The 11,455-nt window shown below is 40.4% G+C and carries 12 protein-coding genes; 11 read left to right on the top strand and 1 reads right to left on the bottom strand.

What is annotated here, in order from left to right:
* Positions 1-46: 46 nt before the first annotated feature.
* The 10 genes from MHH82_RS15930 (at position 47) to MHH82_RS15885 (ending at position 8,594) form a co-directional block, all read left to right on the top strand.
* Entirely contained in the window at positions 47-265 is a 219-nt protein-coding gene (locus MHH82_RS15930; RefSeq protein ID WP_285857268.1) for a LysR family transcriptional regulator substrate-binding protein, read from the top strand.
* A 427-nt stretch (positions 266-692) separates the two neighbouring features.
* Positions 693-1,721: a hypothetical protein gene (locus MHH82_RS15925; RefSeq protein ID WP_251495801.1), complete on the top strand. Its 1,029-nt coding sequence runs from the start codon at positions 693-695 to the stop codon at positions 1,719-1,721.
* A gap of 28 nt (positions 1,722-1,749) precedes the next feature.
* Positions 1,750-2,343, top strand: coding sequence for a TetR/AcrR family transcriptional regulator (locus MHH82_RS15920; protein ID WP_192571906.1), 594 nt, complete (start codon positions 1,750-1,752; stop codon positions 2,341-2,343).
* A 551-nt stretch (positions 2,344-2,894) separates the two neighbouring features.
* Positions 2,895-3,416: an NUDIX hydrolase gene (locus MHH82_RS15915; protein ID WP_251495798.1), complete on the top strand. Its 522-nt coding sequence runs from the start codon at positions 2,895-2,897 to the stop codon at positions 3,414-3,416.
* A 244-nt stretch (positions 3,417-3,660) separates the two neighbouring features.
* Positions 3,661-4,218, top strand: a complete 558-nt coding sequence (locus MHH82_RS15910) for a hypothetical protein (RefSeq protein ID WP_340966709.1) — start codon at positions 3,661-3,663, stop codon at positions 4,216-4,218.
* 198 nt (positions 4,219-4,416) lie between these two features.
* Complete coding sequence (locus MHH82_RS15905) at positions 4,417-5,319, top strand: hypothetical protein (RefSeq protein WP_340966707.1); 903 nt, start codon at positions 4,417-4,419, stop codon at positions 5,317-5,319.
* A 259-nt stretch (positions 5,320-5,578) separates the two neighbouring features.
* Positions 5,579-5,986 carry a hypothetical protein gene (locus tag MHH82_RS15900; RefSeq protein WP_340966705.1) on the top strand — a complete coding sequence of 136 codons (408 nt, stop codon included), beginning with the start codon at positions 5,579-5,581 and terminating at the stop codon, positions 5,984-5,986.
* A 297-nt stretch (positions 5,987-6,283) separates the two neighbouring features.
* On the top strand, positions 6,284-6,919 hold the full coding sequence (locus MHH82_RS15895) for an HAD family hydrolase (RefSeq protein WP_251495793.1): 636 nt from the start codon (positions 6,284-6,286) through the stop codon (positions 6,917-6,919).
* 512 nt (positions 6,920-7,431) lie between these two features.
* Positions 7,432-8,208, top strand: a complete 777-nt coding sequence (locus MHH82_RS15890; RefSeq protein ID WP_340969997.1) for a DeoR/GlpR family DNA-binding transcription regulator — start codon at positions 7,432-7,434, stop codon at positions 8,206-8,208.
* A gap of 47 nt (positions 8,209-8,255) precedes the next feature.
* Positions 8,256-8,594, top strand: a complete 339-nt coding sequence (locus tag MHH82_RS15885) for an NIPSNAP family protein (RefSeq protein WP_251495789.1) — start codon at positions 8,256-8,258, stop codon at positions 8,592-8,594.
* 178 nt (positions 8,595-8,772) lie between these two features.
* Here MHH82_RS15885 and MHH82_RS15880 read toward each other — a convergent pair.
* A protein-coding gene (locus MHH82_RS15880; RefSeq protein WP_445661969.1) for an IS3 family transposase occupies positions 8,773-9,935 on the bottom strand; the annotation gives its coding sequence in 2 pieces (ribosomal slippage) (positions 8,773-9,671 and positions 9,671-9,935; 1,164 coding nt in all).
* 444 nt (positions 9,936-10,379) lie between these two features.
* On the opposite strand from MHH82_RS15880, the gene MHH82_RS15875 reads away from it, so the two are divergent.
* On the top strand, positions 10,380-11,372 hold the full coding sequence (locus MHH82_RS15875) for a phosphotransferase enzyme family protein (protein ID WP_340966701.1): 993 nt from the start codon (positions 10,380-10,382) through the stop codon (positions 11,370-11,372).
* The last annotated feature ends 83 nt before the right edge of the window (positions 11,373-11,455 follow it).

The raw sequence follows: 11,455 nt of genomic DNA, 5'->3' as shown, positions 1-11,455 counted from the left end.
AAGAGCTACCCTACCACTAAATTTGCAATGAAGGCCCCTCCTCCAGATGGTGCAGAGCGGAGTTGGCTCCTGCATTCTGCCGAAAATGCTGCTGGACAATCTTCACAATTCAGACATCAAAGTTTTGGAACTGAGGCATCCTACGCCATCTCAGGACTTTTGTCTAATTTACCGCAACGACAGATATGTCGGATACGCCATGCGCACGTTCATCAAGACTTTGAGAGCCTACATCGAGACCGCTATCAATGATTCGAAGTCCTAATGCAGCGTAGGGTTTGACCTGATCCAGCCAACGATTAATAGCACACCTGAGGTAATCGAAAGCCCTTATTATGTAGATAATATCTTTAGGTTAAAGCCTCCATTTATTAAATCAATTATTGAATTGGCAAAATCAGAAATTTAGCTTATGGAGACGTTAACTCAATGAAGACAAAGGCAGTAGACAAACTTAAGCTAACGGGCAGTTTAGTTGAATAAAATAATATTTGATGACTAATAAGGTCCAGATATTTTCGGTATAGGGGATTGCGATTAAAGGAATTGAATAGCTGTTTCAGAGCATTTATCAATCCTACCGTGAAGCAAAACTTATCACCGCTGATTTTTGCGATATTTACATGGATAGAGATATCAAGTAATATATAAAATGACTGACCGGGTCAGTACTATGAAGAAGGGGGATTACATTGAAAAATCAAATCCATAATAGTCTATATCAAAAAGGAATTAACTATGATGCGGGAACCAACTTTAATCCCGGTTCTCTTACACGCAAAATTTGGCGCAAAGATTTATTGGAGCAAGAAATTCGAATCATCAGCGAGCAGTTGCATTGCAATTCGATTCAAATTTACGGTACAGATATTAACAGATTGATGGAGAGTGCAATAGTTGCCTTACAAAATGGTCTTCACGTCTGGCTTCAACCACGCTTAGTTGAAGGCAACCAAGAAGAAACACTGGCACATTTATCGATGGTTGCACAAGCAGCTGAGGAACTTCGGAAGCAATACCAGTACATTGACCTAAATATAGGCTGTGAACTTTCTATCTTTTCTTCCGGTATTATGCCGGGAAGTAATTTTGAACAAAGAGCCTCAAAATTGTTCAGTAAATGGTGGTTGTTGCCCTGGTATAACAAAAAATTGAACGATTATCTTAGAAAAGCGTGCGCAACTGCCAGAGCAAGCTTTAATGGGAAGCTTAGCTATGCAGCGGCTCTTTGGGAACAGGTTGACTGGAAAGAGTTCGATATCGTTGGTTTGAATCTCTATAAGATGTCCTATAACGAATCTAAATACGTGAAGAATTTACGGAAGTTCCATCGTTACAATAAGCCCGTTACCATATTTGAATTTGGGTGCTGCACCTTCGAGGGAGCAGATAAGAAGGGGCCTTCGGGGCATGAAATTGTAGATACTACTGGGACTGTCCCTGAAATAAGAGGCAATGCAGTGAGGAGTGAGAAAGCCCAAGCAAATTACATTTTGGAGCTTCTTCAAATCTATAAACTAGAACATATATACGGCGCATTCGTTTATGATTTTATTATGCCCAATAAACCTCATTCTCCAGACCCTCGTTATGATTTGGATATGGGGAGCTATGGTATAATTAAGGTCTATCCAGAAGACTCTGATCAGCCTTACTCAAGTGGCTATTGGGAACCTAAAAAAGCTTTTCAAGAGATTTCGGAATTTTATAAAAATAATTAAATTCAAATATAAGGAGAGGGAGAGTACCATGGCATCACAAGAAGGGAGTAACCCGATTCGCAATGATCGAAGAGAACAAATACTTCGTGCAGCGCTACAAGTCTTCTCGCGAAAGGGTATCATCGAAACCAAAATGAGTATGGTTGCTGAAAAGGCAAGAATCAGTAAGGGTCTTTTATACAATTATTTTACATCCAAAGACGAACTTTTCACGACTCTCGTTGAATGGGCGTTAAGCGAATCACATAGAACAATGACTTACGCTTATAAGTTGCCCGGAAAACCGATCGAAAAAATTAGAATCCTTACGGAAATGATTCTCGCTGAAGGCGACGGAACCTATTTTATGCTTATACACCAGGCACGAACATCTGATGAGACACCTGAGAAGGTGAAAGAGCTCCTAAAACAATACTCTATGGATACCTACGTTGATGAATTGCTTCCGATATTCCTAGAAGGGCAGCAAGCAGGCGAAATTATTGATATAGAACCAAGAAAACTTATAGCTGGATACTTGTCTGTCATCTCCGGCCTTATGCTGTTGGGTATACCAGAAGATGGTCATTTTCAACAACCGGATGCTGATTTGATCTTGCGAATGATAGCATCCAATCAGTAAGTACAGTTACAAACAGTGAAATATTGCCGATTGTTGGCAATGGATGAAAAGATGGCTCAAGGTGATCAAACCTGCTGACCTGTATACGGTTTCCACCCGCTATTAGGTGCAGGGATCGGTTGACCAATAAGACCATTCCGATAACATTGAGATGTTCAGGCGGGGTGGAGTTGTCGGGTGACAAAAACATATTAACATTAGAAGCCGCTGATAATGCGGCTTTTTATATTTATGTTATCAAGTTTGTCAAAACACAATGACAAGTCGGTACCGAGCCATGGACAAGAACTTGTACCGATTGCCGTAATGGACAAGAACATGAGCCGATTACCGATTAGATAAGTATCTAACTATGTTTCCATGCAAACTCATTAAGCTAACGGGCAGGATAGTTAAATAAATTCACGAATACTCTACATATCGAATTATTTACGAAGTTCGTAAATAAGATGTTATAGGAAATTCGGGCAAAACATATAAACAAACTGAGCCAGGCAACGGGTGATCTTTGTAATGCTCGAATAGAGACATCGAAAAAAAGGATTGATCTGATGAAATTAATTAGAAGAATTACTGATAGTGATATTTTCGGTGGAACTCCTGAATTGATTGAGTCGGTATCACGATATGCTTCAAGAGGCGTCCTAATTGATGAAGAGATGAATGCAGCTATGATGTATATGTCAGAAATTAATCTATACAAATTGCCAGGTGGAGGAATCGAAGAAAAAGAAACAAAAGATCAATCATTTTTAAGAGAGATTAGAGAAGAGACTGGATATGAAGCTGAAGTATTCCATGAACTGGGATATATTGAAGAACATAAGAAGAAAAATGATTTTATGCAATTATCCTATTGTTGGATAGCATATGCAAGGAGAAGAGTCAGCGCTGTAAACCTTAGCGAAAGCGAAAAACAATGTGGAATGATGGTTAATTGGATGACATTAGATATGGCAATGGAATTGATGAATGAGTCATTGATAAACTGTAATGATTATTCAACAAAGTTCATGATTCTGCGTGATAAGACTATCCTAAATATTGCCTATGAAATATTGGAACAAAAGTGAACATTTTAGTGACTCAAGGAAGGCCCGAACATCCTATAACATCATATCCACGCTTCGGAGCCTTACGGCTCCTTCGGTCCGCCCGACGGGAATTGGCAGGGGAGCAGAATCAGGCGGACACATCCGCACCGACTAACCGCATCGCGGCCGGCTCCTTGCAGAGCCTTAAGTCGGTGGGACGTCGTGGATACGGGAACGTTATGCGAAACCTCGGAAAGCCAATTTTTTTTAGAGAGGTAAATCGATGGAGAATGATTTTGAAATAAAAATAATAAATCAAAATTTTCTTTCTGAGGATATTACTGAACCTTGTTCACATGGACCAATATACCTGAGAGTGAAATCAACTGTTGTATCTGATGTGGATGATGGTGATTGGGTCATAAATGAGGCAGCATTATCATTGATGCGAACAGTAAGATATGGTTTTCCAAACCTTGAAGTTTCTCCTCCAAGATATTACGCGGATGGGATTTCAGAAGAGACATTAATAAACTGTTGCGGTGCATTTATGCTTTTTTGTTCGTCCAGTATACGTTGGAATGTAACCATATCCGAAGAAGAAGTGATCTTAGATAAATTTATTAAAGATGAGCATCTAGAATATACAGATCTCAAAGTAGAATTACCGTTGAAGAAGTATGCACAAATTATTTATGACTTTGCATTGCAATCGTTTCAGTTTTTCCATGGTAGAGTTATTACTGCATCTGGGTGGGAGCAATTTGAAGGTCAGATAAGTGAATTTTGGAATGAATATACAGAACATATGGAATTCATTAAATATAAGTTCAACTTGTAGTTTATTCAAGGAAGCCGAGGCATCGCATAACACCATATTCACGCATCGCAGCCTTACGGCTGCTCGGTCCGGCCGAAGTCAGACGTGAGTTCGATGAGGCATTTCAGTATACGGGGGAGCAGATACAGCCGGACACATCCGCACCGACTAACCGCATCGCGGCCGGCACCTGACGGTGCCTTAAGTCGGTGGGACGTCGTGAATACAACAACGTTATCAGAAAGGGATGCAATAATGTTAAAACCTAGTGAAAGAATAAAAGATCTAAAGAAACTACTCGACATAACCGAATTAGTCTCACAAATTGATAATAAATTCGCTTCTTCAATTCGAACTCTTGAAGCCCAAAAAATATATGAAAAAATATCCTTGCATGCCCACAGTTTTTACAAACTATGGCCTACTGATAATGAGAGCATTAAATTGCTTGACGCTAGTTCATTAGCTAGTATAGCTAGAAATATATTCGAAGCCACAAAAGTATACAACTACTTATGCGAAAGAGGAATTAGCGAGGAGGAATTCGAGTTACGTCTACACACTATGTTTATGCATGACAGTATGGGTAGAGAGAAAATCTTGCGTAAATTTGGATTTACATATCACGATGACAATATACAAGTAAATTCAATCACTAGTACATATGCTCAAGGAATTCTAGAACAAAACTCTTTGTTTAACAATTTAGATGAAAAACTCAAGAACAAAATTCTAAAAGGAGAGAAAGCTTATTTACATGATAGAGTATCAAAATCTCGAACTTTGTTTACTAAAGAATTTGAATCAGGTATTTATAATTTATTATCTAATAGTGTCCATTCATATCCCTTAGGATTGAATAACTATTCTGGTGGATTATCAGAGGGATTTCATTTGGGAATGTATCATTTGATAGTGATTGCAATAGAGGTAAGCGTTATAAATTTGGCATCAGTTTTAGATGCTTATTTGGGACTTAGAAAATACAAGAGCTTATTAGATAAAGAATGCTTATTATTTATTAAATCAATGATATCAACTAAAAATTTCATGCTATGGTTGGAAGGTAGAAAACTAAAAGGCTTGGATGGTTTTTTTTCTGTAAATTTAGAATCTTCTTAGCAATTTCAATGAAGGCATACCCATCTGATAACACTGCATTCACGCTTCGGCCGGCTGACGCCGACCTTGGTCCGCTTAAGGGATTTCGAGGAAGAGGAATCAGGCGGACACATCCCACCGGCTAAGTGGCAGAGCCACCCGACCTAACGGCCTTAAGCCGCTGTGACGTCGTGAATGCGGGAACGTTAACTGAAATTGCTGTAAGACACTATAAAACACTAGTTTAAAACCTATGAATAAAGGATGAAGGAGGATATATTTGTTTATAATTATTGCTTACCCTGGCAAGTCCAAGTGGGTGTCAGGAATATTTAAGGAAGAGGAAGATGCCTTTGAATATCTCAATTCAATACCAGAAGACTTAAAGGAATATCAAAATCTAATCAAGTTAGAAGAGATTGTTTTTCCTTTTTTTATAATTGAGAAAGACGGTTTTCAGTTTGTAGATAGAGATGAGATGATACGGGCATTAAATTGTATTAAGGTATCTCAGGATGAGGATGAAGTCTATTTTAATATCTATACTATTGAATCAGATTACAAACCAAAGAAACCAGGAATAGATTTAATGGGAATACTAAAGCATGATCATATTACAAATGATTTTATGGATTGGTATAAGAAAGAAGGAATAGACTTTTTAGTGAGAAGAGGAATTTGCAAGTAACTCTGAGGTGACAGCAACATCAGTTAACATAGTATCTACGCTGCGGGCCATTTGGCCCTTGGGTCTGCAAGATGTGATTCGAGGAAGTGAATTCAGCAGACAACCCTCCGAGGCTAAGTCCGTCGGACCCAGTCGCTTTGCTCCTTTAAGCCTCTCGGGTTCGTAGATACGGAAACGTTATATGAAACCACCCGAAAAACCCAAAGAGCTAAATGAGGAGAGGCCAGACTACCTTAATGGTAATCAACGGTGCGTTATTGCATGCATGGTTGGCTGATAACAAAGGAGAACAAAACAATGAAAAAATTCATACTCTTTGATCATGATGGTGTACTGGTTGATACTGAATATTGGTATTTTAAAGCGGGAGAACGCGCTCTGGCTGACATTGGATTTACCTTGGATAAGGATCAATACCTTCGCGACATGACTCAGTCGTTAGGTACTTGGTCACAAGCTAGAGCGGCAGGTATAAATGAACAGACAATCACCAAGCAGCGTGAGGTACGCAACGCCTATTATCAGGAATATCTAAGAACAGAAACCATAGAGATTGAAGGCGTAGTTGAAACTCTAGCCGAACTGTCAAAGTACTTTCGCATGGCCATCGTGACGACTGCAAAACGTGCGGATTTTGAAATTATTCATGAAAAACGCCTGATCAGACAATTCATGGAGTTCATTCTTGTTCGTGAAGACTACGAGCTCACTAAGCCGCACCCTGAACCTTACTTGACCGCTCTAAGGCGGTTCGGCGCTACCAAACAAGAGACCTTGGTTGTAGAGGATTCAAACAGAGGTTTGAACTCAGCCGTTGCAGCCGGTATCGATTGTGCTATTGTCCATAACGAGTTTACAAAAACGCATGACTTTTCACAGGCCAGTTATCGAATCAAGACTTTGATTGAACTAAAGGACATTATTCTATTGTGAGTTATTCGTGGAAGTCGGGTGGTATCATATAACACTGCATTCACACTGCTAGTCGCTGGCGCGTCCCTTGGTCCGCCCGAGGATTTTCGAGGAAGAGGAGGCAGGCGGACAACCCTGCACTGTCCGATGCTTTCAAAAAATGTCGAGGGACAAGAACATGGTCTCATAGAAAGTCGCTATATTAGCGGCTTTTTTGCTTTATCGGTACAAGCTCTTGTCCCGAGTCGAGGACAAGAACTTGTACCGATTGCCGAAAAGGACAAGAACATAAGCCGATTACCGATTAGATAAGTATCTAACTATATTTCCATGTTCATTGCGATAGTATATTAATAAATTCCGTCTTTGGCTTTCTTAAACCGACACTTAGAGAGTTGCATGAAACTGAACATAAACGTTTCTTTTGGTTAAATATACTAGCATAAATGAATAAAACGGAATATAATCGAACTATTCATGGTATAAAAATGAATAAACGGGAGGAATAAAGCTTGACTAAGGAAGACACAGTGATGTTTGCTGAAGAACGACGGGAAAAGATCCTAGCATTGCTGAATGAAGAGAAGCGTGTTATGGCCAAAGACTTGGCGGAGAAGTTCCAGGTTTCAATTGATTCGATCAGACGTGACTTCTCCATTATGGAAGAGCAAGGATTGCTTAAGAAAACTCACGGTGGTGCAATTCCGTCCGTAAAGGTACGACATGCCCCTCCATTACCAGAAAAACGATACAGTGAAGGAACACCGCAAGGAAATGCGATTGCTAAACTGGCTGTGTCATATATTCGAGAAAACGACACTGTATTTATTGGTAGCGGTTCTTTGTCCTATGTGTTATTGAAGCATCTGCCCGATCAAATACCGCTTACAATCGTTACAAACAGCATGCGAGTAGCCGATGTTTTAAAGGAACGTCAGGGGGTTGAAACCTATCTGATTGGTGGTCGGGTAAAGCCATCAGGAAATATTACCGACGTACTCGCAAACGAATTCATCCGCCAATTTAAGTTTGATATCTGCTTCGTTACGGGGGGCGGTATCTCGGAAGAAGGTATTTTTGTGGCCACGCCAGAAGTAGGGGCATTCGGACGGGCAGTATCGGCTGCATCACGCCGCCGAATTGGGATCGCAACACACCATACCCTTGGCAACGAAGGATTTGCAAAGGCTGGACGGATTGAAGATTTAGATCTGTTGGTTACAGATGAGGATGCTGATCCAGAAACTATCCAACGGATTCAAGCATTAGGCATTAAGGTCATCGTGGCTCAGGTAAGGGTAAATGACTGAACAAATCAGATTATTCACTTTCAAACTAATTGAAGGGTGTGACGACTTTGTTCTATAGAAGAAAGTTTTACATTGTAAAAAATGATTTTGTTGAAATCTTAAACACACATTTTAATGAAACTAATTTACCTAATCAGATTAAGCATGGAGCTCGATTGTTAGGAAGGTGGATGACACCTAAAAATAATTCGACTACAGAAATTTTTGCTATTTGGGAATATGACAGCTTTGAGAAGTACGAAGAAATAGAAGCAAATGTCAGGAGTGATAGTGAGCACCTTAAACGTATAAGTAATTGGTATGAAAAAAATGGCGGTAGAGATTATGTATACAAGGAGTATATTTTAGAAGTGAGGAATGAGCAGTTAATATCAACAATATTATAGTAAGGATGTTCAATATAGATTAATTTGGAGCAGTTAGCCACAGTATTCAAAGAATGTCGGGGGAAAAGAACATAATCCCATTAAAGTCGCTATTTGTCGGGGGACAAAAACAAAGAACATTAGAAGCCGCTAATTTGGTCATAACCCTGTCAAGTAGACAGTACAAAAAAGACAAGATTTAAGCTGCGACCGTTTCCCGGTATTCTACCGGGGAACGGTCGTTTAATTTTTTCTGGAATCGGTTCTGGTTATAGAACAGAATGTATTCGCTCACCTGCTGTTCAATCTCCGCCTTGTTCGCTGCCTCATTCAAGTATATTTTCTCGGTTTTTAAATGAGAGAAGAAAGACTCGATACAGGCATTGTCCAGGCAATTTCCTCGCCTAGAGTGACTGCCTAGCATGCCGAGTTGTTTCAGTTTACGGTTAAATGGTTTTGACGTGTATTGAAATCCTTGATCCGAGTGTAGGATTACCCCACTCACATCCACGTGCTGACGGAGTCTATCCAGCGTTTCATGAACCAAAGCGAGGTCATTTCGTTCCGATAAATGCCAAGCTACAATCTCGTTATTGTATAAATCCTGAATCACAGACAGGTACACAAATTGTTCTCCAGCACGAATATAGGTAATATCTGTGACCAGTTTAGTTCGTGGCGTGTCCGCTTTAAACTGGCGCTGAAGCCGATTCGGATTCACCACAGAAGCTTGTTTTCCAAAGAATCGACGCTTCTTTCGAATGACAGAACAGATTCCTAATTGTTTCATTAATCGGTACACCTTTTTGTGGTTGACCCTAATGCCTTCCCTCCGTAAAGCTACCGTCATTCGAAGATAACCAAAGTAGGGATGAATGCGATGGATGGCAAGCAGATGCGATTCCAATTCATGCTGCTTTTGTCTACGTTCTTTTGCCGCTTGCAAGCTCTTTCTCCACTTGTAATAGCCTGAACGGGAAACTGCGGCTAACTTCAAGAGCCAAACAAGACGATGGTGTACTCGCAAGTCCTCTATGATTTGAAATCTAGCTGCTTTACTCGTCACTCCTTGTGTAGATTTGGATACTGCTTTTTTAAATATTCAATCTCCGCTCGCAAGTATGCCATCTCTTCTTCCATACTGGAAAACTTCGTTCTGGGGCGTCCCCGTTTGGATGTGGCAGGTTCTAGGCTCATTCCACGTTTCGTTTTCGCCGCCCATACTTGTACTTGAGATTTATTTTGAATACCTAAACGTTTTGCTACTTCACGAATACTCATATGTTCTTCGTTAACCAGCCGGGCCGCCTCCAATTTTAATTCCAAGGTGTACCGTTGGTAAGTTTGTCCTTTTTTAGCCATGAAAAAAATCCCCTTCGTTAGGCAAGATTAAGTCCATCTTAACAGATGTCTTTTTTCTCTTGTCTACTAAAAGGGGATAATACCAATTAAGCGGCTTTATATTTTTTATGTTCTTAAGTTCTTGTCAAAACACAATGGCAAGAACTTGATAACATTCCCGACTGATGACAAGAACATGGTTACATTCCCGATATGATTTCATCGACGGCGGCTGAGCCCTTTAACTAACGGGCTGGTTAAACCATTTATTATAAGTAATCTTTCCATTGACTGTAAAAACTTGGATGGTTATGATTTACAGTGTAAAAAATGCTTCTTGGAAGTGAGGCTTACGTATGTCACCAGGTATACATTTTAAATTGAGGTAACAGAAGGCCAGCAGAAAATAAGCTCTATCGAGAGATGAATAGTTCAATCACGACTCGATTTACCCAAGGAGAACCCATGGACCCACAAATTAAACTACTGTTTCTGGATGAACACGCCACAGAAGGTGCCGCGCGATTCGGTTTGAGCCTGGAAGAGATGTCTTTCATTGGAGGATTTCAAAATTTTGTCTATTCCTATACTCGCGAAGGATGCAAATATATTCTCCGTTTGACACCTAGCACTCTGCGTACTCAGATAGGACTTGAAGCCGAATTAGAATGGATCCGTTATCTGGCGGAGAATGGAATGTCAGTCTCAGAACCGATCCCTTCGGCTCAAGGGATATACGTTGAACGTGTCTCAGGAAAGATAATCGATTTCTACGCGACCTCCTTCAGACACGCTCCCGGTCGTAAAATTGGATATCCGGAATGTCTAAATAATCCCATGCTCTATGAGCAATGCGGACGCATGACCGGCCATCTTCATGATCTGGCAAAACGTTATGAACCTTTGACCAGAAGACTCTCGTGGGAGCGCAACGATTACCTTTTACTCGCCCGGAAGTATTTACCGCCCGAGCATGCACCAATCCTTCGTGTCCTTGTTGAACTTAAAGAGCGTTTGACTAGTCTGCCTGTTACTCCGGATAATTTCGGTCTAATTCACGGGGATATCAATGTAGGCAATTTTATGGTCGACGAAACAGGTGAAATCACACTCTTCGATTTTGACGAATGCCAATACAGTTGGTATGCAGAGGACATTGCCATTCAACTCTATTATTTGCTTTATGTATTCGGGGAAGATTCGAAGACCGAACGGAAAGTGCAGTACGAACTCTTCATTGAGCATTTCGCACTAGGCTATACAGAAAATGGCCGACGGCTGCCAGAAGGATGGAAGGATCAGTTGTCACTCTTCCTTAAGCTTCGCGAAATAATTGTATTCGTTGGTATGAACCGGAGCTGGGATTTACGTCAGCCGGATAATTGGACTCGCGATTTTCTGAATGATAGTAGGATGCGGATCATCAATGGATTTTCGTTGATCGACGATTTTCTATAATATGCAAATAAATGGATAGCGCTGAATAACGGGAAACGATAGCTCAATGAAGACATGTAGGCAGCTACTTAGTAAGACTTTAA

This window comes from Bacillus sp. FSL K6-6540 (assembly GCF_038007545.1).
The sequence above is the reverse complement of the archived record's forward strand: the minus strand, read 5'-3'. Positions and strand labels throughout refer to the sequence as shown.